This is a genomic window from Pseudomonas sp. CFBP 13711 (genome assembly GCF_014842265.1).
GTDB lineage: Bacteria > Pseudomonadota > Gammaproteobacteria > Pseudomonadales > Pseudomonadaceae > Aquipseudomonas.
Map to the genome: position 1 here is coordinate 45,969 of NZ_JACYVI010000002.1, position 23,163 is coordinate 69,131.

The following is a 23,163-nucleotide window of genomic DNA, read 5'->3' on the forward strand; positions in this document are numbered from 1 at the left end:
CTCACCCTGCAAAGTACTCACTTGCACGGACGGCGTCAGCATGGCTTTACCTACAGTCTCACGTGGCCAGACCACCAATGTCGGCACCACCCATCTGAACCCTGCCGCTGCAACGGCAACCGGCCCCACGCAGCGTAAAAACGTTCTGGCGCGCATGGCCACTGCCAGCCGGTCGACGCTGCAGAAAAGCCGCCACTTCGCAGGCAGTCTGTTCAAGGCCCGGCCGGGCGATGCCTCGTCGATCCCACGCGCCTCCGGGGCCGGGAACACCACCAACACTGCGCTCGCACCCAACGCGGCGGCGGCATCAACTACGGCCGCTGCATCAGCCGCGCCACAGGCGAACGCGCCGGTGCCGCCCACCGGTCCGGCGCCAACCGCTCCAACCGGTCCTGCGACAACTCAGCTACCCGCCATGGCGATGACACCCCGGCTAAGCATGGCGTTGCACAATCAGCAACTGACTTTTGGCGGCTCCGGCCAGCCCAACCGCACCGAGCGCCTGCTCGAAGGGATTCTGAGCAAGCACGACCAGCGTTATCAGGGTCTTGCGGAGCTCAATCAGACTGCAGAAAAAACCGAATACCTGCTGGTCGACACCCAGCACCGGCTGCTCCACGCCCATGCCAGTGATGCGGCCATTTCCCTGTTCAAAAGCAGTGAAAAACGCGCCAACAACGCCTTCGATGTGGCGATGCCCACCGATGCCCATCGCGCGCAGATCACCGGCGTGCACAAAGACGCCAACAACACCGCTTGGCGCATTCACGAAAATAAGCTGTACGCGTTGCAAGGGGGCCAGTGGCAGGAAAACACCCAAGGCGCAACGCTGAAAACCCTGCACAACATCGGCGCTGGCAACCTGTTCGGGCTCAACGGCGAAGGCCGGGTGTATTCGCTGAATGATCTGAATACCCCGTTGAATTTCGATCACAAGGTCACGGCGCTGGGACGCTCGCCGGACGGTCAACTGATGGCGCTGAGCGAAGACACTCAGGGGCAGCACTTGCTGGTACAACGCAATGCCCTAGGCCCCGATCTTCACGATGTACACCACTTGATCACGCCCACCGGCACGGACAACGACGAGGCGCTGAAACCCAAATCGGTGGCCATCGCGGGGCAGCGCCTGCTGGCGACGACGGCGTCGGGCAAACTGCTGCAGGCGACAATGCCGGCCGTAGATGATCGCAAGAAAACGATGCTCGTCACGGGCGAGCTCACGCTGCAGCCAGCGCCACCCTCACCCGCCCTGCTGGCTGCCTTCGGCAATCACACCGTCAGCGACTTCTTCCACGACGATAAAAATGTCCTGCACGCCCGAGTCAAGGATCAGCAAGGCCTGGAGCACAGCGCCGCATGGGATGACAAAAGACAGGACTTCGTCCCCGGCTGGTCCATGGCGCCGCTGGTTATGGACCGTCAGCACGGCTTGCCTGTCCTGACACCTGAGGCCGCCGCGCAAATCCAGCTGCCACGGGGCAAAATCGCCAGCCACGACAACACGCTGCTGGTCCAGGACCCGCGCACCGAGGAATGGAAGAAGACCACCGAAAAGGACATCAAAGCCCTGCAGGCAGGCCAGGACGGCTTCGCTTACATCATCGACAAGGACGGCAAGCTCAAACAGTTGAAAGTGGTGCCCCAGGCCGCCGCCCATGACATGGGTCGCGGCGCCGATCTGGCCCTGCAGGGTCGCGGGACCGAAGCCAAGGGCACCGCCCTGCGCGGCGCCGAGCATCTGGTCGCCGACAAACTGGCGGTACAGAACGATCAGAATTTCATGACCCTGAGCGACGGTGAACTGCGTTTGCATGACCAGAACGGCGAACGCGCGCAGTTGCCCAAGCCACCCGGCACCGGTGATATCCAGGCGATCAGCACGGGCGGCAAGGATTGGTTCGCCCTGCGCGGCGGCGCCCTGTTTCGGCTGAGCGGCGACGATGCCAACGCTCGAAAGCTCAATCCTCAGCGGGCCTGGCAAGCGGTTCAGGGCCCGACCACCCCGCCGGGGGCCGTTCTTCAGGACCTGCGCCCCCATCACGACGGACGTTTGGTGGCTACCACCAGCGCGGGAGAATTCGTCAAAACAGCGACCGGGTGGGAAGCGGCAACACCCACCCCGGCGGCCCCGTGCAATGACCACGCGGCCTTCAATCGGCTGGCGGCGGCCGAGCCGGAAACCCTGCGCAGAGGCTCGGCCAAACTCACCGTCAACGTGATGGGCAGCAACAACGTCGAGAGCACGAAGGTGAAGCAATATGCCCCCGCCACCCTCAGGCAGAATTACCTGACGGCTCATCTGTCCTTGACCGGCGCAGCGAAAGTGCCGGCCGACAGCCTCCAGCACGCCTGGAAAGGCCGCGAAGGCCTGAGGCCGATCTACACCGAAGAAACCGCGCTGCTGCGCGAACTCCACACCCGCGCGACGGCGGCGAACGGAGCACCGGGGCGGCCAATGGCACAGCGCATTGATGACCTGGCGCCCCGCCTGACGTCACCTGAATCGGGCGAGCTGGCGGAGCTGTTCAACTGGTTCCAGACCAGCGTCACCGAGGACCTGCAGAAAACCCTCCGTGAACTGGCTCAGGACGAGGGCGCCTTGCTCAAGAACGGTGCCGCCAATCCGGCCTTTCGGGGAAAGCCGCGCACCAACGACATGCTGCCGCAAGTGGCCGGCGTCTTGCGCCACAGCGGCATCGACAACGCCCATGAGCTGGGGCAGTTGCTCGACTCGCTGGAGAATGCGCATTTCACCCTGGAGCGTCGCAACACGGAGAAACCGCTGGATGGCTCCCGCACCCAGGGCGATAAACAGGCGCTGCTGCGCGCTCGCCTGGCCCTGGACGTCAAGGTGCTCAACGACATCAGCGCCGCCCTCGACGGGTTCGCCGATGAGGTGAAGAAACCGGGCGCCAAGGATTTCGCCCCCATCGCCACGGCGCTGGCCGCCCTGCACAACGACACCTACGAAGGCAGCCCGGTCAAACGCTATACCGACGCGGGCTTTCGTGACCACGCCTCCCTCGAAGCCAGTTACGACGCCACCAAGAACCTGCTCAAGCACTTGCGCAAGGACAACCACCCGCTCAAGCGCAACATATTGCAGGGACTGGAAACCCCTGCCGGCCCCAATAACGCCGATGTCACGCGCAGCCTGACCCAGGCGCTTCGCGATCTTGAACCCCGGGAAAGCGTCAAGCTGAACCGCAACTACGGCGGCGGTATCACCGGCGGCGTCGCGGGCCCGGCGGAACCGGCCTTCCTCGGTTTTCGCGGCAACATCGATCCGGAGCGCACCTACGGCCTGACCTTTACCCGCTTTGATCGCGGCCTGAAAGTGTCGATGAGCCGCGAAGGCGCCATCAGCGGCACAGGAAGCTTCGGTTTTGGTGGCGGCAAAAGTGACACCAAAACCACGCCGGGCGACAGCCACGCCAACATCCAGTCCAACGGGGGCTGGTTCGGCGGCAGCCTGGACGCCAAGTACAAATACGCCAACAGCACAGCACTAAGCTTTTTCATCCGTGACGACGAAATCGATGATTTCATGGCCGACCTGATGCAGACGCCGCTGGCCAGCAGCAAGCGCCCGACCCAGGGTGGCCTCAAACCGATGGAATTGATGGATCGTGGCGTCGAGAAGGAAGTGCGCACCACCGGCAAGCACGCGTTCGACCTGGATGCAGGGGTCAACCTGGAATCCCGTACCAACAAAGGCCAGACCGATGCGGAGCCCGTCGCCGGCTTCATGCGCTTCGGCGCGGGGCTGCTGGGAACCGTGTCACTGCTCAGCGCCGAACGGGAACGCACCGAGGGCCATGGCAGCGATGGCCTGCACACTGATATCTACAGCAGCAACCGCGCCCGCTTCCTCGAAAAAGGTTCGGTGACCGGCTACGCGCGGATGTTCAGCACCGTCTTTACGTCGCGCCCCAGCAACCTGTTCGTGGCTGGCGGTGCACCCTTGGGGGTCAGCGCGACACTGGCGTTCGACAACAAGACCGGCAAGAGCTACGACGTGCGCTTCAAGAACGCCCTGCCGCTGCAGACCGCCGACGTCAAAACGTTGGGCGAAACACTGGAGAAGGCCTTCCCCGGCATGAGCAAGAATCCGTCGGCTGAAGGGAAGAATCCTGAGCAGGTGCTGCAGGACCTCAAGAGCAAATACCTGACGGCCACGCCAGATGAGAACGACGCGCAATACGCCGCGCGCCAGAGCCTGCGCCAGCTCGACCGGCAGAACACCGCTGCCGGCCAGGGCTCGAGCCTGATGTCGCTGATGGACATGGTGGTCAAGCACAACAACGTCAACCGGCTGGATCAGGCGGCGCCGTCCAAGCGACAGATCGACCGGGTCAAACAGATGCTCGGCCGCGACTGCAACGAAGGCAACGCCGAGCGCATTCACGACATGATGAGTGCCGACCCGCAGTTCAAAGGCCTGCTCGACGCGATGAAGGACACCAAGGGGACCACTCGCGCGGAAATCAAGCTTGAGGTCCGCGACGACATCAAGGAACGCATCGAAACCGGCGCGTTGGACGGAAGCCTGACCGACGCGATGCTCAAGGACATGCTCAGCGACAAGAACAATCTGCGCATCAAGAGCATCGCGGTGTTCAAGACCGCAGCCAAGGAAGACTCGTTCGGCACGCCCTTCCCGTTCGTCAGCTACAAGAGTGGCAGCGCCCTGAGCATCGAACGCCTGATGGGCGAAGTCACCTTCGAGTACGGCATGGACCCGACGAACCCGAAAAAGGCCACCGCCGACGGCGACATTGCCGACCGTGGCGACTCGCAGCCCGCCCTTGAACTGGGCCAGGTCGGCAACGGCGCCTTCCGGCCGCGCTAGGCCGACGCCCATGACTTTCCATTGATCCAATCGAAACCCCGGACAGGACACCGCAGATGATGAACACGACGACACAAGCAGACGCCTGCATTCAGGCACTGGGCAAACAACTGGGCACGGCGTTGCAACTCGAAAACGGCGTGTGCGCGCTGTTCGACGAGGGCCGCGAGGTGGTCATCATCGAGATCCCGGCGGGCGGCGACGTCGCGATCCTGCATTGCAAACTGTCGCTGCGCCCCGACCCGAGCCTGTACGAGCGGCTGATGAGGCTCAACTTCGACAGCGGCGCCATGAGCGGCTGTTGGCTGGCGCTGGATGAACAACACTCGGTGCGCCTGTGCACACAACTGCCGCTCAAGGCCCTTGATGAGATGACCTTCGTGGACTGGGTGCAAGGGTTCGTCCTGCAGACCCGTGACGTTGCCGGCCTGCTGCAACAGCGCCCTTCATCGCCGGCAAAGGCACCGACTCATGCCCAGGGACACGGTGGCCTGTCGCGGCGGATCGGCTGACATCGTGCCGACGCGCCGATGCTGCATCGGCAAACCGGGCCGGTGACGTTTTCAGGGCCGGGCATGGCGCTTTCAAACTTGCCGGAATGCCATCTCTCGACGATTCTCTATGCACGGCCAGACAGGCCGTGCTCACAAGAAACGCGCCGGAGAGGCCAGCATGACGACCGTAGCCGAACTACTGAAGTTGAAAGACCCGCATCACGCTGACGTTCACACCGTCGGGCCTGGGGAGATGGTCCTCGAGGCGATCAAGTTGATGGCCGAAAAGAACATCGGCGCCGTGCCGGTGGTGCGCGATGGCAAGGTGGTTGGCATCGTCAGCGAGCGGGATTACGCCCGCAAGATGGAGCTAAAGGGCCGCGCTTCGGCCGGGACCGCCGTCAGCGACATCATGACCCACGAGGTACAGACCGTGGGTTCGCAGCACACCGTCGATCACTGCATGAACATCATGACCGACCGCCGGCTGCGCCATTTGCCGGTGGTGGACGAAGGCCGGCTGATCGGTCTGCTGTCCATCGGCGACCTGGTCAAGGCGGCCATCGCCGAGCAGGCCAGGCTGATCGAAAAAATGCAGGAATACATTCGCGGCGAAAGCTACTGAGCATCCACACGAAAAAGCCGGAGCTTTAAGGGCTCCGGCTTTGTGTTGTGCGAGTGAATGAATCGCCGGTTAGCGAACCTTGAAGCGATCGATCATCGCCACCAGTCGCTCGTTGGACGCCATCAGCGCGTCAACGCTGGTGTCGGTCTGCTGACCACAGCCCACCAGCTCACCGACCATGTGCCGGATGGCGATCATGTTCTGGTTGATCTCCTCGGTCACCGCGCTCTGCTCCTCTGCCGCCGTTGCAATGTGCGCGCTCAGGTCATGAATACGCAGCACGGAACCAGCCATGCCATCCAGGCCTTCGTTGACCCGCGACGTCCGGTCGGCCGTCGACTGGCAACTGACCTTGGTTTTTTCCATCGCGCCCACGGCGGTGCTCACGCCCTGCTCCAGCCGCGCGAGCATCTCGTTGATCTCCGACGTGCTCTGCTGGGTACGACCGGCCAGCGCCCGCACCTCATCGGCCACCACCGCAAAGCCACGGCCCTGCTCACCCGCCCGCGCCGCTTCAATGGCCGCGTTGAGGGCCAGCAGGTTGGTTTGCTGGGCGATGCCGCCGATAACCCCGAGCACATCGGTGATGCGCTTGGCATCGACCTGCATTTCCTGCACGTATTTCGTCGCGTCTTCGACTTCCGCCACCAAGGCCCGCACGCTGACCGAGGCTTCGTCGACGACGTCACGGGAACGCTGCGCTGCGTCATTGGCCGATTGGGTAAAGCTCGCCGTCTGCGTCGCGCTCTCGGCGACGCTGTCGGCGGTGGCGCTCATCTCGTTGATCGCGGTCACCGCCTGATCGGTTTCCGAAGCGTGACGGTTGAGGATCTGGTTGATGTTGCGCGACTGATCCTGCAACTGCACCAGCCCGGCCGAGATCTGCTCGGTGCCGTTGCGCACCTCGACAATCATGGCTTGCTGGAAGGCGATGAACTTGTTGACCGAGTGGCCAACAGCGTCCAGCTCGTCCTGGCCTTTGATCGGAATACGGCGGGTCAGGTCAGCCTCACCCGAAGACAGCGCGTCGATGTTGGTGCGCAGAACGGTCACGCGTGCCAGCAGACGGTGGAAGGCAAAGCCCAGCACCACCAGCAACAGAATGACCAGCGGGATCTGCAACCAGCCCAGGGTCTTCAGCACTTCGGTGCTGCTGGCGGTGAGCATGGCGGTCGGCAGCGATGTGGCGATGACCCACGGCGTACCCGCGACCGGACGCAGGAAGAAGGTCAGATCACCCAGTTGCGGGTCGATGTATTCCTGGGAATACACAGCGTCGCCGGAGATCTTGCCCAGACCCTCCTGAATGGCCTTGGCGAACATCGACTGGCCGCTGAAGCCGGAAATGTTCTTGAGGATGATTTCGCCGGGGATGCGGCTCTGGTTGGTGAGGATCTTGCCGTCGCGCTCGACGATCATCACCTGTCCCTGAATGTCTTTTTCCTTTTCCTGGATCAGGCCGTTGAAGAAGCCCAAGGTGACGTCGATGGTCGAAACGCCGTACAGCGCGCCGTCCTTATAGATGCCCATGGCGCAGTTGGTACGCGGCTGCGGGCTGGCTTCGTCCTGGTAGGCAGCGGCCCAGGCGCATTTGCCCTTGGGTGCGTTCTGCCCGGCGCGGTGCCATGGCTGTTCCCAGTAGTTGGGCGCAGGGTCGGAGTTCCAGAAGGTGCTCACCACCAGTTGGCCGCTGCCGTCACGGTGGAAAAACGAGCTGTGCTTGTTGCGCCCCGGGGTGCGCTTGTCCGGCATCGGCCAGACGCCGCCGCCAAAGACTTTCTGGTCGCCGTATTGGTCAACCAGGCCTGGCAGCACCTTGTCGATGCCATCGCTGTCCAGCAGCGGCACCGCCTGGGTGATCGCCCGGGACTGGGCCTCTACGCGGGCCAGGTCCGACAGGATACGCGTGCCGATCTGATCAACCTGGCTCAGGACTACCTGCTCCTGGGTCGCGCGGACCTTGGGCGTGACCAAGTGAACGATGCCCTGTTCAGTGATCACCGCGATCACCACAATCAAGGCCACAAATATGACCGTATAGCGCGCCTGCACTGTTTTAAACATCGTCGTCCCCATGCCAAATATTTTGTAATTGTTTTGCATACTCCTGATGGGCTATCGACCGAAAGTCGCCAAGGATGAGGGGCGCAAAAAAAGGTTTTTCCCCCGGCCCGGCGGGGCGTCATTGCACCGGGAGGAAGTTCAGGAACAGCAGGCTCTGGGCGTAATTCAAACCGATGCGTCTATATCGCTCGTCGAGCATCTGGGTGAGCAGGTCGAGGCGCGCCACGATCTTGCCGAATTCGGTGGCAAAACTGAGGTTGCTGCCCTCCTCCGAAATTTCGTTGGAGAACAGCAGCAGCTCGCCATTGGCGTTCTGTCGCTGGCTCAGCAGCCAGGTGGCCTTCTCGATATTGCGCGCGGCGTTGCTGACGAAGGTCGGGTTGATCTGGTCGGTCATGAAGAATTCCAGGCGCCCGCCGTGGGCCGTGACCAACATACTGCCGATGGCATAGATGAAGGCACCGACGCGGTCGCCAAGAAACTCCGGGCTCAGGGCGTAGCTCAGCGCGGCGAGGTCACGCCGGGTGCCCAACTGCGGCAACGGCTTCTGTTGCTCGATGGCCTGTCGCACGTTGCGCTCCGCACTTGCGGCGTCAACGAAGCCGGACTTGCGCCACTCGGCGGGATTGCGCAGGTAGAGTTTGTTCATCAGCAGATAGAGGCTGTCGAGGTTGTCGGCCATGGCCAGGGTGGCCATGCGGTCCACGCTGGTCTGGAAGAACTCCTGGGGGCGGGTCTCGCTGAACTGCGTGGCGACATCCCGGCCGTCCTGGCGCGTACAACCCGCCGCGCAGAGCCCGAGCATGCACAGGGCAAACAGCGGGCGCAGGTGACGGCAAACGGATAAAACAGTGAACACGGCGAGCATCAATCCCAGGTTTCAACGAACGGGACACCGCGTTCATCAGCGCGTCCCGGCCAAGGTCAGAACGGCTGAAGGCAAAAAAGTGCAATGTCGGCGGCAAATCCGCGTTTCAAGCGGTTCGGCAGACATGTGAGCTTTCATGCAAATGATTCCCTCATCCATTTGACGCCGCCGTCCGCTTTCACCAAGCTAGCCGCCTTCGCATGATTCTCAGGAAACACCCCGCGTGATGACCACAAGCCTGCACTGGCGCCGTTTCGTATTTTGCCTCGCTCCCCTGATCGCCCTGCTCGCCGCCTGTGACGGCGGTGCGCCGAAGACCAAGCCCTCCGAAGCGACGACCTACGTCAGCGTCGAGTGGGACAAACTGCCGGCGGTGAACGACACCGACCTGATGGCGGGCTACAACAGCTGGTTCTCGGCGTGCAAGCGTCTGGCCAAGGACCCGGTCTGGGGTGGCACGTGCGCCCTCGCCGCCCAGGTGCCACAAAACCCTGCAGCGGTGCGCGACTTTCTCAAGAACCAGCTGCAGGTCTACAGCCTGCGTTCCTCCGAGCACGGCGCCAACGGCCTGATCACCGGCTATTACGAGCCCATCTACAAAGGCAGCGAGCAGCGCAACGACGCACACCCGGTGGCGGTGTATGGCGTGCCCGATGACCTGATCATCGTCAACCTCGACAGCATCTATCCCGAGCTCAAGGGCAAGCGCCTGCGCGGGCGCCTTGACGGCCGGGTGCTGCGTCCCTACGACGACGCCGCCACCATCGGCAACAAAGGCGCCAACGCCCCCGTGCTGGCCTGGCTGGAAAACCCCATCGACCTGCAGTTCCTGCAAATCCAGGGATCGGGTCGGGTTCAGCTGGAGAACGGCCGTCAGTTGCGCATCGCTTATGCCGATCAGAACGGCTACCCCTACAAGCCGATCGGCCGCTGGCTGGTGGAGCAAGGGCAATTGACCAAGGACGAAGTGTCCATGGGCCGCATCCGCGACTGGGCGATTGCGCACCCCGAACGCGTGAATGAGCTGCTGGGCAGCAACCCGAGCTACGTATTCTTCACTCAGCGCCCGGACAGCACCGAAGGCCCGCGCGGCTCGCTGAACGTGCCGCTCACCGCCGGTTACAGCGTGGCGATTGATCGCAAGGTCATCCCCCTCGGCAGCCTGTTGTGGCTGTCATCGACCCGCCCCGACGGCACGCCGCTGGTACGCCCGGTTGCGGCGCAGGACACCGGCGGCGCCATCGCCGGCGAAGTCCGCGCCGATATGTTCTGGGGCACCGGCGACGCGGCCGGCGAGCTGGCTGGCAATATGAAGCAGCAAGGCCAGATCTGGATGCTGTGGCCTAAAGGCGCGGCCCTGCCGGATGCCAAACCCAAGGACTGATCGAGCTGAACCGCCGCCTGATACGCCACCCGCGTCAGGCGGCGTGTATCGCGGGTTGAACTGAAATCGGTTTCAGGTATCACAGCATGCTTCTTCCCGGAAACCCTTCTCGATCTCCCATGAATACCTCCGACACCCCGCATGAATTCAACATGGGCTGGCTGCTCTTCGCCCTCGCCATGGGCGCGTTTGCCATCGGCACCACCGAATTTGCCTCGATGACCCTGCTGCCGTTTATTGCCGGCGATTTCCAGGTCACCCAGCCGCTGGCCGGGCACGCCATCAGTGCCTATGCGTTGGGCGTGGTGATTGGCTCACCGGTGATCATGGTCCTCGGCGTACGCCTGCCGCGACGGGCGTTACTGGTGGCCCTCGCTGCCTTCATCGGAATCGCCAATGGCCTGAGTGCCGTGGCGCCTTCGCTGCCGTGGCTGGTGTTCTTCCGCTTTCTAAGCGGGTTTCCCCATGGCGCGTATTTCGGCGTGGCCATGCTGCTGGCCGCGTCTCTGGTGCCGAAGAATCGCCGCGCCCAAGCCGTCTCCCGCGTGTTCATGGGGCTGACCATCGCCACCATCATCGGCGTGCCGTTCGCCACCTGGATCGGCCAGACCATCGGCTGGCGCTGGGGCATGGCCATTGTTGCCGGGCTGGCTGCCATCACGGCGGTGCTGATCCGCTGCCTCGCCCCCGCGTCCCCTGCCCAGGCAGACGCCAGCCCGTTGCGCGAACTCAACGCCCTGCGCTCGCGGCAGGTGTGGCTGACCCTGGGCATTGCCGGGATCGGCTTCGGCGGGATCTTCTGCGTGTACACCTATCTGGCCGCCACCCTGATCGAGGTCACCCATGCCTCGAGCTTCATGATTCCGGTGGTGATGGCGGTCTTCGGTCTGGGTACCACGGTGGGCAATCTGATCTGCGGCTGGGCCGCCGACCGCGCCACCATGCTCGCCGCTGGCGTCTCGCTGGGCTTCACCGCGCTGGTGCTGGCGCTGTATCCCTCGGCCACCGATAACCTGTGGCTGCTCATTCCGCTGGTGTTTTTCATTGGCTGTGGCGTGGGCCTGGCGGCGATCCTGCAAACCCGCCTGATGGACGTTGCGCCCCATGCGCAATCTCTCGCGGGTGCACTGGTGCAGAGCGCGTTCAATATGGCCAACGCCATTGGGCCGCTGGCGGGTGGCGCCGTGATTGCGGCGGGATACGGTCTGCCGGCCACGGGCTATGCGGCAGCGGCATTGACGCTGGGCGGTCTGGGCATGTGGTATTGGGCACTGATGGATGCACGGCAGGGTGATCGCCGCGTTGCCCGGCAGGCTTCCGGGTCAGTCTGAAGCCGCGAGCTGTTTGATTGCGCGGTTGATCCGAGCTCTGCCCTGACACCGCGTCCGGGCGAGCTCCAGACCTTTCACACGTCGGGGTCTGCCTCATCGGGCGACGGGAACAACGTATCGACCTTGTGCTTGCTTGAAGTGCGAACCGGCGCCATGGCAGCGGACTCCGCCAGGCGTGTGGCCATTTCCCAGTGACGGGATTCCTGCCCTTCAGGCTTGCCTTCGGTCTCCCAGATCAACTGGGCCAACTGACGAACAGTGTCTTCGTCGACATTCATGCGTATCCCCCATTGATGCTTGCGCAAGACATTGGCCGGCGCCAGAGCGGTGCCGAATCCAGCCTCCGCTACGGTACCCGCCATGAATAGTACCAGCCGATAACGAGGGTAAATGACGGGCGTGCAAAGGCCAGCGAACGCAAGCCGGCCGCTGGTCGGACTTAACGGATCCACCGGAAATCGGCGGCGAACCACGATGGCCTCCTCAATCCCTGTTGCGTTTGAGCAACAGGCTGGCAACCAGGCCAAGGCCTGCAGCCACGCCGACGGCGGCCCAGGGATGGGTCGTCACGTAGGATTTGGCATTACCCACCGCACGGGTCAACGCAGGTTGGGCTTCCATCTCGATCTCGGTCACTGCGCTGGTGCCGCGGGCCAGAAAATCCTTCAGCCGCTCACGGGCCTGGGTGGTGCGATCCTCATTCAAGGCATCCCCTGCCGCCAGCAAGGCATTGGTCTCGTCGAGAAAAGTGTTCAGCTCGGAACGGGTTTTCTGATAAAGATCGTCACGCAGTTGTTCGGTGATATCGCTTGCCATAATAGTTTTGCCTCCTGGGTGTGAGAAAGGTTGACTAAATCGCCAATCGATTCGTTCCAGCGACTTCGAAAAAACCTCTTTTCGCCGCACCGCAATTGATCATGCACCGCTCGCGGTGCAGCCTGAATCGGGATTCAACAGCCGTATGACGTGTTTAAAAGGGACTCAATGAAAGCCGTGCCGATCCTCGAACTGCCCGCCGATCAACAGGCCAGCGTTCGGCAACTGCGCAACCAGCCAGACGTGCGCAAGTTCATGTACACGGACCATGAAATCGGCGAGGCCGAGCATCTGAACTGGCTTGAGGGGCTGCGCGACAGCGCCCGGCAGCAGGTCTTCGCCATCGTGATGGAAACTGCGCCCGTCGGTGTTGTGTCCCTGAGTGCCATCAACACCACCCACGGCACGGCGGACTGGGCCTTTTACCTCGACACTACGCTGCAGGGCAAAGGCCTCGGCAGTCAGGTGGAGTTGTGGATGCTCGACCACGCGTTCGGCGCCGCAGGACTGGAAAAACTCAATTGCGAAGTGCTTGAGATCAACCCGGCGGTGATCAAGATGCACCAGAAATTCGGCTTTGTGATCGAGGGCGTACGGCGGGAACACATCGTGCGCGATGGCAAGCGTATCGACGCCGTGCTGCTGGGTATCACCAAAAGTGAATGGCAGGCGCAGCGGCCCAAGGTACTAGCCGCGGTGGAGCGGATTGCAGGACGTCGCTAGCGCATTGTGCAGAAATGCGCGCCCATGCTTGGCCTGATGCGGGTGGAGCTGTTCGCAGATCAGGCAATGTTAAGCAGTCGAACCGCCGGGCGTTCATCGGCTTTGCAGTACAAATAGTCGCGCCATTTTCTAAAAGCGCTCTGCTGCCGCACGAAAGCCTCTTCCCATTGCATGCCGCCGATGTGTTCGACGGGGATAGACATCATCTGCTCAGTTGCCTGATCCAGCTCGCTGATCAGGTCGAGTGCGTTAGGAATATCGTTGGTCTGAGGTCTCATCCGGGGCACCTTATTTTTTGATTAATGAATGGAGTGCCCAACCCCTTGTTAGTGCTCGCGTTCCGACGAGTGGCTCGTTTGTGTAACACATTCGTCGTGTTGTAAGAAAAACCCCACGCTGGGTGGGGTTTGGTGTGACATCGGCCGCTAGCTGTTACCGGGAGAGGGCTCTTCGTCCTCGTCGACAGGCGGATTGTCAGGAATCTCCATCTCATCCAGCCCCTTGTTTCGGGCTGCAGTTGCCGCGTCTTCACCCTGCCGGGCTGACTCGTTATCAGCGTGCGTGTCGGGATAAATCTCTTCTTCGCTGCCCGGCTCCGCTGGACCCTGATATGCGTTATCTGGCCCGTTGTCTTCGATACCCATGATGACCTCCAGTACGAGTCGCAGGAAATCTGCGCTTACAGGACAGAGGTGCATCAGGAAGGATTAGTGCCCGGTGGAAGATGAATGGCGCGTGAAGCCGATGGAAACTGATCTGCCGGTCATCGCGATCAGGCCGGCCTCCAAAGGCGCATTTCAAGATCTGCCCCCCGGAGCCAGTCTGTTCCCCAGCTCCCCTCTTTGCCAAGCCTTCGGCCCAGCCTGTCGCTCGAAATGACTCTTCAACAGGCCTGTACACTGAGCAACGCACTGAATGCTACGGACAAAAAAACCGCCGAAGCGGTTTCTTTTGTGCAGCCCACCGTGGGGGTCGTCACACCTTGAAGCGAGCCACCATGTTCTGCAGCGTATTGCCCAGGCGTGCCAGTTCCAATGTCGAGGCAGCACTCTGCTCCGTCGCGGTAGCAGACTGGTCAGCGACGTCACGAACACTGATCACGCTGCGATTGATTTCGTCGGTCACCGCGCTCTGCTCCTCGGCCGCAGCCGAAATTTGCTGGCTCATCTGCTCTATCGTGCCAATGGAATGCGTAATCTCTACGAGGGCTTGCTCGGCCTGCCGCGCCAGCTCGACGGTGCCCTCTGTTCGCCGCATGCTGGCGTCCATCAAGCTCGACGCTTCCACAGTGCCGTGCTGGAGGGCCTGGATCAGCGCTTCGATTTCAGTGGTCGAGCTCTGTGTCCGCTGGGCCAATGACCGGACCTCGTCGGCCACCACTGCAAAGCCGCGACCCTGTTCGCCGGCGCGTGCAGCTTCGATGGCGGCGTTAAGTGCGAGCAGATTGGTCTGCTCCGCCACGGCCTTGATCACGTCGATGACGCTGCCGATCTTATCGCTGTCATGGGTCAGACGCTGCATCGCCACGCCCAACTGCCCGCCCTCTCCAGACAGCTGACTGATTTCCTTGGTTGCATGCTGTACGACCGTGCTGCCATGGGCCGCACGCTCGGTCGCTTGCCGGGCCGCACGCGACGCATCCTCGGTGTTTTGTGCAACTTCCTGCACGGTTGAAGCCATTTCATTCATGGCAGTTGCCACCTGGTCCACTTCCAGTTTCTGCTGGGTGACGCCAGCGCTGGTCTGTTCGGTCGCGGCCGACAACTCTTCGGCGGCGGTTGCGATCTGGGTAATGCCCTGTCCGATGCCACCAATCAGTTCACGCAAGGAAGACGTCATGTGCTGCATGGTGTTTTGCAGCAGGCCCAGTTCGTCTTTCCGGTCTGTGCCAATGTCGTAGGTCAGGTCGCCATCGGCGATGCGACGGGCAGCGATGACGCTGTCGTTCAGTGGACGAGTGATCTGGCGGGTGATCAATGCTGCGGCGAGAACACCCAGTAACAGCACCACTAACGCAACACTGAACAACTGGATGATCGCATTGCTCTTTTCATTGTTTGCTGCAACGACCTGGGAGGCCATCAAGTCCTCGACACTTTTTACGGTGTCGGTCGTGAGCTTTTGTAACGCGTCACGTATCTGGTCATTTTGTTGCAGCATCTGCGAGATCGTCGCCATGTTCTCCTTGTACTGCCGGAGCGCGACAAGCGAGGTGTCAACTGCTGCAGTTGACTGCGCGGGTAACTGGCTTCGGGCTTCAGCCACCTGGCTAACCAGCGCGTCGGCAGTCGCAAAAGTGGCCTGGCGATTGTCTTCGGTAGGAATGCTCAAGTAACGACGGAATACCAGACGGAAGTTGGTCATACCATTGCGCAGGTCGCCTGCAATTTTCACATGGTCGATACCGGCCTGGTCTGGCGAGTTTGAAGCATCGTCCAACGTCTTCTGCAGCAGGCTCTCGAAGGTCGCGCTTACTTCATCCGAGACCTTGATCAACGGTTTCATCGCCCCATCGATTTTCTGGTTGTTGCTGACCAGTTGATCGAAGGTTTTCTTGAGTTCTGCTGCCTGGTTATCGATCCCCCTGAGCATGTCCACGTTTTTGGCGACGGTCAGGATCTGCAAACCTTTATCGATGGTGCTGTTCAATGACGCAAGGGCAACGCTATACGCTTCCGCAGCGCCGGCACTTGGGCTGGCCGCGTAGGTTTGCGACGCCACTTTAACGTCGAGCATATCGGCTTTCACTTCAGCGACCCTGGCTGCTTTCTCCAGTCGCTGGATAAGCAGGTTCGCGCTGCCATAACCAATCCCGGTAACCACCAGAACGCCCAGCAGAATGGCACCAAAGCCCAAGCCGAGCTTCTTGCTTACTTTCAAATTATCCAACCAGTTGGATCTCATCGCCTTTTAACCTTTGATTTTTTCGTAATGCTCTGTTATCGACTCCTTATATAAAAAGTTAATCAAAAGGATCATCGTTAAAACTGATGATTTAGTTCGAATTTCTCTATCGATCGTCGTTGATCACCCTCGGCCCCCGGCCAGGCTTCAGAACCCGGGCTCTTCGTTCGGGAGGGTTGAAGGGCACGCCCAACCTCATTCGAATGGCTGATTTTCGCCATTCGGGAGCGGGTGCCACGGTGGAATTAAGGGAAACCACGTGCAACGCTCGTTTCTGACAGCGATGACCCTAATTGCACCTCACGATCCACAGCTGACCGATTTGTGTCGTAAAGCTTTGACTCATCAGATCCCGCCGCATGGCCCACTCAGGGACAGCCGGCACACTCGCCGCGCGCAGCGTTCCACGCCCCCACTTGGCATTGATCTCATCCAGCACGTTCATCACCTTCTCGGCTTCCACGGGTTGCGAATGGGCGAACAGGTCGTCGGTAAATTCGCCGGGCTGCCGCAGGTCCATTAAGAGGACTTCGGCCTTGCTGTATTTGAAGCCTTCCCGGAATAACCGGTTGACCGCTTCCGTTGCCGCTTTCGTCATCAAGCGCACGTCATTGGTGGGGTACGGCAATTCGACCAGAGCGCCGTTGGCATATTTGGCCTCCTCAGGATTGAACATCCCCGTTCGGATACTGACCCGGATTTTTTTGCACAACGAGTTCTGTGCCCGGAGCTTTTCCGCGGCGCGCTGGGTATAGGTGGCGACGGCTTCCCTGATGGGCTCGATAGTCGTCAAACGGCTTCCAAACATTCGGCTGCAGCAGATCTCCTGCTTCGGCGGATCGACCTCCCCCAACTCCAGGCATGGAGTGCCGGACAACTCGCGCGCAGTCTTCTCGATCACAACGCTGAATTTCTGCCGCAGCGTCCAGGGATCGGCCTTCGCCAGATCCATCGCGGTCTTGATCCCCATGACTTCGAGATGGGCCTTCATGCGCTTGCCCACGCCCCACACTTCGCCGACGTCCGTGTTACGCAACGTCCAGTCACGGTTGAACGGATCGCAGATATCGACCACCCCGCCGGTCTTCGCCAGCAAGCGTTTTGCCGTGTGATTGGCGAGTTTTGCCAGTGTTTTGGTGCGAGCGATCCCCACGCCCACCGGAATGCCGGTGCGCTTGTAGAGGGTCGTCCGAATCTGCCTGCCGAACGCCGTCAGGTCGCCGGGGATGCCAGAAAGGTCGGCGAAGGCCTCGTCGATGCTGTACACCTCCAGCGCGGGGACCATCGATTCGATAATGCTCATGACCCGCTCGCTCATGTCGCCATACAGCGCGTAATTGCTGCTGAACGCGATCACACCGTCTCGGCGTAATTGGTCCTTGATCTGAAAGTAAGGCGCACCCATCTTCACGAAGGGCTTTGCGTCATAGCTTCGGGCAATCACGCAACCGTCGTTATATCTGAATGACCCTAACTATTAGTAAGCTATAAGATTATGATTTATATAGTTTTTATTGCGCTAACATTTTTCCTTTTTTTTCGCCTGATCTTGTGTGTCCTGATGCGATTTGGGAAACCTGAGATGGCGGCTTGTGCAATACATACATATGGATATGCGGATATTAAATTGCGCATATCAACAGGCTTTCCCGATGATCCGGAGCGTTGCGATCGTTTTGAGGAAATGGAATCACTTCGCATAAGCGAACCAGGATCATCCCACTGCGCAGTCTCAAGAACCGGATCAAGCGCGGACAGCCCCCTCATAGTGGAAGAAAGCGCCCGCCTCATCTGGTCAGCGCACATTATGGCGATGGCTGAAGTCATCTTCTATGACTAACCAGACGGTGGCTGTCGAAGCCCAAGAAGCGTTTCTTTGGTTTGATGCCAATGCAGTTGCCCACAACTCAGCAAGGGACAAGCCAAGTTGGAGAAATTTTTTCAAGTCTCTGAAGGCTTAGCGCCGCGAGTCCGTGAGTAAGCGACCGGTGAACACGCCTACCAATCTCTCTAAATAAGGGCGATGGTGGCAACAAGAGTGAGGGAGAGAGATTACAAGCTTGGGCGCGGTCGCAGATTACGCCGTGGGTTACCAACGGCGTGCTGCTTGATTGATACCAATAATTCCTACGGCAATTGGCCACGCTGCTGCGGTGCACGGCAAATGCTGTTTAATGAGTGGATCGCTTAACTTTCTTTTTGCTGCGAGAGCTTGCGTACCTCAGGTTGGCGGTGCTTGCTATATCTTTAGTAATCGAGTCGAGGCTGGGATAGATAAAGCTTTGGTTAATACCTATTCTCGCCAAGCTTGCCAAAATATCTCTTGTAGCCGTGTAGGGTATGAAAATCTTTATAATGAGGTCTTGCAAGGCGGTGTAGTAATCAAGCGGCGGGATCTGTGCGCCGTGTAGAGTAAATGCACCGCTTTGCGCTCGGATGCGAGTTGTCATGTGTGGGGCGGTGATGCAGACCGGAAGCGTTGTGGAGTCCTTGGACATCGGGGCGATGTATTTTCCCCAGTCTTCTGCGTACGAGGCGATATCTATCGTTCTGGCAGTCAAAACTGTTTTTTCGTTGATCTTCGATGGCTCGATAGAGAACACAGCGAAGCCTTCATCACTCAGATGTTCTTCCTCAAAACGCTCACATTCTGCGATCCCATTACCCTTACGTGCTGGAGCACCTTGGGCCGCGAAAAACAGGGCAACCAGAGCGTTGGTTGACCAGTCAAGCAGTCTAGTCGGTAAGCCGTGATGCTGGGCGATAAACATCCATTCGAAGTCGTTCAAGGGTTGTTGCTCAAGGAAGGGTCTTGCGAGCTGTTTGAATTCTTGCAGCATCCTTTCTGAGTCCGGGCCCGAATAAATCCCGCCACTGCTAATTCTTACTACCGAGTCGTCAATCTCTTCGCCGAGGTGGTCGTGAGACGGATGGATATTCCGCAAGGCACCTGGTATGAGCTGGTGACTGGCATTAGATTGGCCTCGATACCACAACGAATTGGGTTCATCGGCCTTCAGCCCGTCAATGATTTTTACAAATTCTACGAGCGTCCGAGCTGTAAATGTCTTCACGTTAGCCTCTTGCTAAGGGGGGAACAGTTTCTGTATGAAGCGCGTGTGGCTGTACGACAATCGCTCGATGAGGTGCGCCAGAGTCTGACGAATCCACTCCGGCTGCTCAACGACTACTACCAGCCTAGGCCGACACCGAGTGTGGCTGCGCAGCAAGGAAAGACCTTAACTTGCCGATCACGATGCACAGCACCACGGCGGCGCCATGCGGAATGCCTGTGAACAGCCCGGTCTTGGTAATGGTCAGGTGCCGTATTTCCTGCAGATAACTTGGCAGCTAGGTAAGAGACAAATACTGGGCGGAGATGTTGCAACCTTGAGCGATGGCCGACCCTCAGAGCATTGGCGTCTTCAGCAGTTTTTTGTAGCACACCTGCGACGGTGGGCAATATGAGCGGCACCCTACTGGATTTCAGCTACTGGTCGATGCGCAGGCGCGCAACGAAATTGACGGCGGCAGGGACTTCAGACTAACAATGCGAACCTGCGTCGCTGCGCTCCGACTGCCTGGCCGGATGAGCGTGGAATAGGTGGCCGGATGTTGGCGGGCTGGGTGGCCGGATGGTGTGGAATGCGCACCCTCGACACGCTTTCGGAATGAAGTGCAGTAATCCCACGAGATGCCGTCGCCTCGACTGCATGTAGCCCATCATAGTCGCGAGAGTCTGAAAGCCACTCGCCGCCTCAGTCGGACCATGGAGCATAAACGCCATACCGATGGCAGCCCCCTGAAGGATCAACATTATGAGTCTATCGACGAGGGGCTGCTCTAGCCGGGTTGCCAGACTCTTGCGAATGCTCTTGAGCAGAAGCATGCTCTCGGCACTCCGTATGACAGGGAACCCAAAAAGCTGCAGCTCGAATTTATCGTCATCCCAGTCAATCGTGTGTAAGTTGATCAGCTCCTCGACAGCACGCAACATGTCCAGCAGACAGCACATTGCTGAGCTCGCGTCGTATGCGCCCGGTTAACCCACCTTGCGTGATTTTACGCGGCCTGCTGACACAAACTTTCGCCTTTATTAGTGGTTGTGTATTATCAGGGCTGGCCGATGCTGCCAGCCGCTCGCTCCGTAAAGGAAAGGTGAAAGCATATTTTTACAAACCACATCGTATCTCTCTTGATGGTCGAGGTTTGGCAAGGCGAGCACCAAAATGCTTCGACTCCAGGAGAAATAATGTCTTCAATCCAGAAAGCCAAACAGATGGCCAAGAGCCTGCGTGCTTCGTTGGAGAAGCGCAATCAGGAAGTGTCGCACTCCGTTGCACTCGAACTGGTGGCACAGCAACTGGGCTATAAGGACTGGAACGTAGCATCAGCGATGCTCCCGGATGAAAATCCTCAACCCGCTGTCACATTCGACAAAGCAATTCCCATATTGCGAATATTTGACGAAACCAAGGCCCGCGAGTTTTATATTGATTTTCTGGGCTTTAGCGTCGAGTTTGAGCACCGATTCGAAGCGGATCTACCGCTGTATTTAGGGATCAATCGAAACGGGTTACAGCTCCACTTGTCCGAACATCATGGTGATGCCAGTCCAGGGTCGACGATATTTGTTCCGATGCAAAATATCGAAATGCTTCGTGATGAGCTACTTTGCAAACGGTATGGATACGGTCGTCCGGATATTGTCCAGCAGGGATGGGGGCAGGTTCTGGAGGTTTATGACCCTTTCGGTAATCGGATAAGATTCTGCCAAAGCTGAATCCGCTGGACGCTAGATTGGATCTGATCCGTCTCGGATCCTATAGCTAGCGGAATAGCGCCTACCTAAATCCACTTACGTGGTTAGGTAGGCGTCCACCAATGTGGCAACAACTGATCAACCTCACTCGCCCGTTGCGTCGGCAGGCGTGTAAGAACATCCTTCAGGTATGCATATGGATCATGCCCATTGAGCCGCGCAGACTGGATCAGACTCATGATCGCCGCCGCCCGCTTGCCGCTGCGTAGCGACCCGGCAAATAACCAGTTCGACCTCCCAAGCGCCCAAGGCCGGATTAGGTTCTCGATTTGATTGTTGTCGATGGGCACAGCACCATCTTCCAGGTAGCGCGTCAGCGCTACCCAGCGTTTGAGGCTGTAATCCAGAGCCTTGGCCGTGGCCGAACCCTCGGGCACAAGTTCGCGTTGGGCCAGCATCCACTCATGCAGTTTTTCGGCGATGGGCACCGCTGTTTCCTGGCGTAATCGCCAGCGATCTTTGTCGCTCATTTCCTTCGCGTTTCGCTCGACTTCGTACAGTCCGCCAATCGAGTGAAGCGCCTGCTCCGCCAACTGGCTTTTATTGGCGATATGCAAGTCGAAGAACTTGCGGCGCGCATGGGCCATACAGCCGATTTCGGTGATGCCCAGCTCGAAGCTGGCCTTGTAGCCGGCGAAGTCGTCACATACCAGCTTGCCGTTCCAGGTGCCCAAGAAGTTACGCGCATGTTCGCCGGCACGGCTGGGGCTGAAGTCGTAGACCACGGCTTTGAGTGCCGAAAACGGCGTCGTGCTGTAGGCCCAGACATAGGCGCGGTGGGTTTTCTTCTCGCCTGGCGCCAGCATTTGTACCGGCGTTTCATCGGCGTGAACCACGCGCTGGGCCAACACCACTTCGCGCAGCGCATCGACCAGGGGCTGAAGCTGCACGCCAGCTTGGCCCACCCACTGTGCCAGGGTCGAACGCGGGATGGCCAGACCGGCACGACCGAAGATCTTTTCCTGTCGATACAGCGGCAGGTGGTCGGCGAACTTGGCCACCATCACATGGGCCAGCAGGCCCGCCTTGGGGATACCCTTGTCGATTACCTGCGGCGGCACCGGCGCCTGGATCAGCGTTTCGCATTGGCGGCAGGCCCATTTCCCACGAACGTGCTGTTCGACAGTGAACACCCCCGGCGTGTAGTCCAGCTTCTCACTGACATCTTCGCCGATGCGCTGAAGTTGGCAGCCGCAGGTGCATTGGGTGTTGTCTGGCTCGTGATGGATCACGGTACGCGGGAACTGCGGCGGTAACTGTGCACGCTTGGGTTGCTGGCGTGGTTCTGTCTGCGCAGGTGCAGGACGAAGTGCTCTTAACTCCGCCTCGATGGCTTCTAGGTCGGTATTGAGCAGGTCGTCGAGCAGGCTGCCTTGCGCCGGGCTGATCTGCTCGCTGCGCTTGGCGAACTTGTGGCGTTTGAGAATGGCGATTTCGTGAGTGAGTTGCTCGATGATCGTCTCATCACGATGAATCTTTCTGTCCTGCGTGTCGATCTTGGACATCAACTGCGCAGCCAGTGCGCGCAGTTGTTCAGGAGTCATTTGGTCTAGATCGGGCAAGGAAGTCATGCCGTGGATTTTACCAAAGCAGCCCGAGTGCTACAGCTGAAAGGAGCGTTTAAAGCAATGTGATTGCGCCGCCCGCACCGACTCGTTGCCAGGGCAATCCAAGTACCAGTGCCTGAAGTTGTTCGGGGTCGAGTTCGACCTCCGTCCCCCGATGGATGCCTGGCCAATGAAACTTACCTTGGTTCAAGCGCCGCGCCGCCAGCCAGATACCGACGCCGTCGTGCACCAAGACTTTTATCCGGTTCGCCCGGCGGTTGGCAAAGAGGTAAGCGCAGTGCGGCTTCGCCGCACCGAACACCGCGACCACTCTGGCCAACGCGGTCTCAGTGCCGGCGCGCATGTCCATGGGCTCGGTGGCGAGCCAGATGAAATCGACACGAATCATTGGGCCAGGCCACGAATAAAACACGCGCAGCCGTCCGGATCCGAGGCTGGCCATTTAACGGTGATGAATTTATCGCCCAGAGGCAGCGAGATAATCACCATCTCTTCTGTTGCTCGTCTTGGTACCGCTTTTACCGGAACGAAAGCCGGCAAGGTTGCAGGAGATTGATGCCGGTAAATCGGTAGCCACTTGCGGATCACGTTGGCATTGATGCCGTGATGGATGGCTACGCTGGAAATCGTCGCTCCAGGTTGCAGGCATTCCTGGACGACCTGGGCTTTGAACGGTTTGGGGTAAGAGCTGCGTTGGCGCATGGAAATC

At 59.7% G+C, this 23,163-nt stretch carries 18 protein-coding genes and 2 pseudogenes; 7 read left to right on the forward strand and 13 right to left on the reverse strand.

Going from position 1 to position 23,163, the window contains the following annotated elements:
- The first annotated feature begins 40 nt into the window (after positions 1-40).
- From IFT47_RS05150 to IFT47_RS05160, 3 genes are all read left to right on the forward strand, one after another.
- The gene (locus tag IFT47_RS05150; RefSeq protein ID WP_192171932.1) at positions 41-4,855 is read left to right on the forward strand and encodes an AvrE-family type 3 secretion system effector; all 4,815 of its coding nucleotides are present in this window, start codon (positions 41-43) and stop codon (positions 4,853-4,855) included.
- A 56-nt stretch (positions 4,856-4,911) separates the two neighbouring features.
- Entirely contained in the window at positions 4,912-5,367 is a 456-nt protein-coding gene (locus tag IFT47_RS05155) for a type III secretion system chaperone (RefSeq protein ID WP_192171933.1), read from the forward strand.
- Between the two features lie 160 nt (positions 5,368-5,527).
- The gene (locus IFT47_RS05160) at positions 5,528-5,974 is read left to right on the forward strand and encodes a CBS domain-containing protein (protein WP_192171934.1); all 447 of its coding nucleotides are present in this window, start codon (positions 5,528-5,530) and stop codon (positions 5,972-5,974) included.
- A 69-nt stretch (positions 5,975-6,043) separates the two neighbouring features.
- Here IFT47_RS05160 and IFT47_RS05165 read toward each other — a convergent pair whose 3' ends face one another.
- Together IFT47_RS05165 and IFT47_RS05170 are read right to left on the reverse strand one after the other, a co-directional pair.
- Positions 6,044-8,038: a methyl-accepting chemotaxis protein gene (locus IFT47_RS05165; protein ID WP_192171935.1), complete on the reverse strand. Its 1,995-nt coding sequence runs from the start codon at positions 8,036-8,038 to the stop codon at positions 6,044-6,046.
- A gap of 118 nt (positions 8,039-8,156) precedes the next feature.
- A complete protein-coding gene (locus tag IFT47_RS05170; protein ID WP_192172279.1) occupies positions 8,157-8,843 on the reverse strand; it encodes a hypothetical protein in 687 nt (228 codons plus the stop codon).
- A gap of 289 nt (positions 8,844-9,132) precedes the next feature.
- Here IFT47_RS05170 and mltA point away from each other — a divergent pair, with 289 nt between their 5' ends.
- Positions 9,133-10,290, forward strand: a complete 1,158-nt coding sequence (gene mltA / locus IFT47_RS05175; RefSeq protein WP_192172280.1) for a murein transglycosylase A — start codon at positions 9,133-9,135, stop codon at positions 10,288-10,290.
- 119 nt (positions 10,291-10,409) lie between these two features.
- Positions 10,410-11,621: an MFS transporter gene (locus tag IFT47_RS05180; protein ID WP_192171936.1), complete on the forward strand. Its 1,212-nt coding sequence runs from the start codon at positions 10,410-10,412 to the stop codon at positions 11,619-11,621.
- 74 nt (positions 11,622-11,695) lie between these two features.
- Here the strand turns inward: IFT47_RS05180 and IFT47_RS05185 are convergent, their stop codons facing one another.
- Both IFT47_RS05185 and IFT47_RS05190 read right to left on the reverse strand, forming a co-directional pair.
- Positions 11,696-11,983: a DUF2934 domain-containing protein gene (locus IFT47_RS05185; protein ID WP_244655881.1), complete on the reverse strand. Its 288-nt coding sequence runs from the start codon at positions 11,981-11,983 to the stop codon at positions 11,696-11,698.
- A 121-nt stretch (positions 11,984-12,104) separates the two neighbouring features.
- Positions 12,105-12,437, reverse strand: a complete 333-nt coding sequence (locus IFT47_RS05190) for a DUF883 family protein (protein WP_192171937.1) — start codon at positions 12,435-12,437, stop codon at positions 12,105-12,107.
- A gap of 168 nt (positions 12,438-12,605) precedes the next feature.
- Here IFT47_RS05190 and pseH point away from each other — a divergent pair, with 168 nt between their 5' ends.
- Positions 12,606-13,160 (forward strand): UDP-4-amino-4,6-dideoxy-N-acetyl-beta-L-altrosamine N-acetyltransferase, encoded by a 555-nt coding sequence (gene pseH, locus IFT47_RS05195; RefSeq protein WP_192171938.1) that lies wholly within the window; start codon positions 12,606-12,608, stop codon positions 13,158-13,160.
- A 59-nt stretch (positions 13,161-13,219) separates the two neighbouring features.
- Here the strand turns inward: pseH and IFT47_RS05200 are convergent, their stop codons facing one another.
- From IFT47_RS05200 to IFT47_RS05225, 6 genes and pseudogenes are all read right to left on the reverse strand, one after another.
- Positions 13,220-13,438 carry a hypothetical protein gene (locus IFT47_RS05200; RefSeq protein WP_192171939.1) on the reverse strand — a complete coding sequence of 73 codons (219 nt, stop codon included), beginning with the start codon at positions 13,436-13,438 and terminating at the stop codon, positions 13,220-13,222.
- 147 nt (positions 13,439-13,585) lie between these two features.
- The gene (locus tag IFT47_RS05205; protein WP_192171940.1) at positions 13,586-13,804 is read right to left on the reverse strand and encodes a hypothetical protein; all 219 of its coding nucleotides are present in this window, start codon (positions 13,802-13,804) and stop codon (positions 13,586-13,588) included.
- Positions 13,805-14,135: 331 nt separating this feature from the next.
- Entirely contained in the window at positions 14,136-15,008 is an 873-nt protein-coding gene (locus IFT47_RS28055) for a methyl-accepting chemotaxis protein (protein WP_407073225.1), read from the reverse strand.
- Positions 14,991-16,064: pseudogene (locus IFT47_RS28060) on the reverse strand (methyl-accepting chemotaxis protein); the annotation flags it as partial. The pseudogene IFT47_RS28060 and the gene IFT47_RS28055, both read right to left, overlap by 18 nt.
- Positions 16,065-16,353: 289 nt before the next feature.
- Positions 16,354-17,520, reverse strand: a pseudogene (umuC, locus tag IFT47_RS05215) (translesion error-prone DNA polymerase V subunit UmuC); the annotation flags it as partial.
- 715 nt (positions 17,521-18,235) lie between these two features.
- Positions 18,236-19,138 (reverse strand): FRG domain-containing protein, encoded by a 903-nt coding sequence (locus IFT47_RS05225; protein ID WP_192171943.1) that lies wholly within the window; start codon positions 19,136-19,138, stop codon positions 18,236-18,238.
- A 1,178-nt stretch (positions 19,139-20,316) separates the two neighbouring features.
- On the opposite strand from IFT47_RS05225, the gene IFT47_RS05230 reads away from it, so the two are divergent.
- Positions 20,317-20,847, forward strand: coding sequence for a glyoxalase superfamily protein (locus tag IFT47_RS05230; RefSeq protein WP_192171944.1), 531 nt, complete (start codon positions 20,317-20,319; stop codon positions 20,845-20,847).
- A gap of 83 nt (positions 20,848-20,930) precedes the next feature.
- On the opposite strand, the gene tnpC is transcribed toward IFT47_RS05230, so the two are convergent.
- Genes tnpC through tnpA form a run of 3 tightly spaced genes read right to left on the reverse strand, consistent with a single transcriptional unit; the run spans position 20,931 to position 23,156 of the window.
- Positions 20,931-22,457 (reverse strand): IS66 family transposase, encoded by a 1,527-nt coding sequence (tnpC, locus tag IFT47_RS05235; RefSeq protein WP_192171945.1) that lies wholly within the window; start codon positions 22,455-22,457, stop codon positions 20,931-20,933.
- Positions 22,458-22,506: 49 nt separating this feature from the next.
- Positions 22,507-22,842, reverse strand: a complete 336-nt coding sequence (gene tnpB, locus IFT47_RS27535) for an IS66 family insertion sequence element accessory protein TnpB (RefSeq protein ID WP_192171946.1) — start codon at positions 22,840-22,842, stop codon at positions 22,507-22,509.
- Positions 22,839-23,156 (reverse strand): IS66-like element accessory protein TnpA, encoded by a 318-nt coding sequence (gene tnpA, locus IFT47_RS05245; protein ID WP_044310050.1) that lies wholly within the window; start codon positions 23,154-23,156, stop codon positions 22,839-22,841. Before tnpA ends, tnpB begins: the two co-directional genes overlap by 4 nt.
- Between the last annotated feature and the right edge of the window lie 7 nt (positions 23,157-23,163).

What these genes read in the sequence shown, in the direction of transcription:
- tnpB (WP_192171946.1), bottom strand. Translation starts at nt 22,842, where the DNA reads ATGATTCGTGTCGATTTCATCTGGCTCGCCACCGAGCCCATGGACATG.
- IFT47_RS05150 (WP_192171932.1), top strand. Translation starts at nt 41, where the DNA reads ATGGCTTTACCTACAGTCTCACGTGGCCAGACCACCAATGTCGGCACC.
- IFT47_RS05190 (WP_192171937.1), bottom strand. Translation starts at nt 12,437, where the DNA reads ATGGCAAGCGATATCACCGAACAACTGCGTGACGATCTTTATCAGAAA.
- tnpA (WP_044310050.1), bottom strand. Translation starts at nt 23,156, where the DNA reads ATGCGCCAACGCAGCTCTTACCCCAAACCGTTCAAAGCCCAGGTCGTC.
- IFT47_RS05165 (WP_192171935.1), bottom strand. Translation starts at nt 8,038, where the DNA reads ATGTTTAAAACAGTGCAGGCGCGCTATACGGTCATATTTGTGGCCTTG.
- IFT47_RS05200 (WP_192171939.1), bottom strand. Translation starts at nt 13,438, where the DNA reads ATGAGACCTCAGACCAACGATATTCCTAACGCACTCGACCTGATCAGC.
- tnpC (WP_192171945.1), bottom strand. Translation starts at nt 22,457, where the DNA reads ATGACTTCCTTGCCCGATCTAGACCAAATGACTCCTGAACAACTGCGC.
- IFT47_RS05205 (WP_192171940.1), bottom strand. Translation starts at nt 13,804, where the DNA reads ATGGGTATCGAAGACAACGGGCCAGATAACGCATATCAGGGTCCAGCG.
- IFT47_RS05180 (WP_192171936.1), top strand. Translation starts at nt 10,410, where the DNA reads ATGAATACCTCCGACACCCCGCATGAATTCAACATGGGCTGGCTGCTC.
- pseH (WP_192171938.1), top strand. Translation starts at nt 12,606, where the DNA reads ATGAAAGCCGTGCCGATCCTCGAACTGCCCGCCGATCAACAGGCCAGC.
- IFT47_RS28055 (WP_407073225.1), bottom strand. Translation starts at nt 15,008, where the DNA reads ATGCAGCACATGACGTCTTCCTTGCGTGAACTGATTGGTGGCATCGGA.
- IFT47_RS05185 (WP_244655881.1), bottom strand. Translation starts at nt 11,983, where the DNA reads ATGGCGGGTACCGTAGCGGAGGCTGGATTCGGCACCGCTCTGGCGCCG.
- IFT47_RS05155 (WP_192171933.1), top strand. Translation starts at nt 4,912, where the DNA reads ATGATGAACACGACGACACAAGCAGACGCCTGCATTCAGGCACTGGGC.
- IFT47_RS05160 (WP_192171934.1), top strand. Translation starts at nt 5,528, where the DNA reads ATGACGACCGTAGCCGAACTACTGAAGTTGAAAGACCCGCATCACGCT.
- IFT47_RS05230 (WP_192171944.1), top strand. Translation starts at nt 20,317, where the DNA reads ATGTCTTCAATCCAGAAAGCCAAACAGATGGCCAAGAGCCTGCGTGCT.
- mltA (WP_192172280.1), top strand. Translation starts at nt 9,133, where the DNA reads ATGACCACAAGCCTGCACTGGCGCCGTTTCGTATTTTGCCTCGCTCCC.
- IFT47_RS05170 (WP_192172279.1), bottom strand. Translation starts at nt 8,843, where the DNA reads ATGCTCGGGCTCTGCGCGGCGGGTTGTACGCGCCAGGACGGCCGGGAT.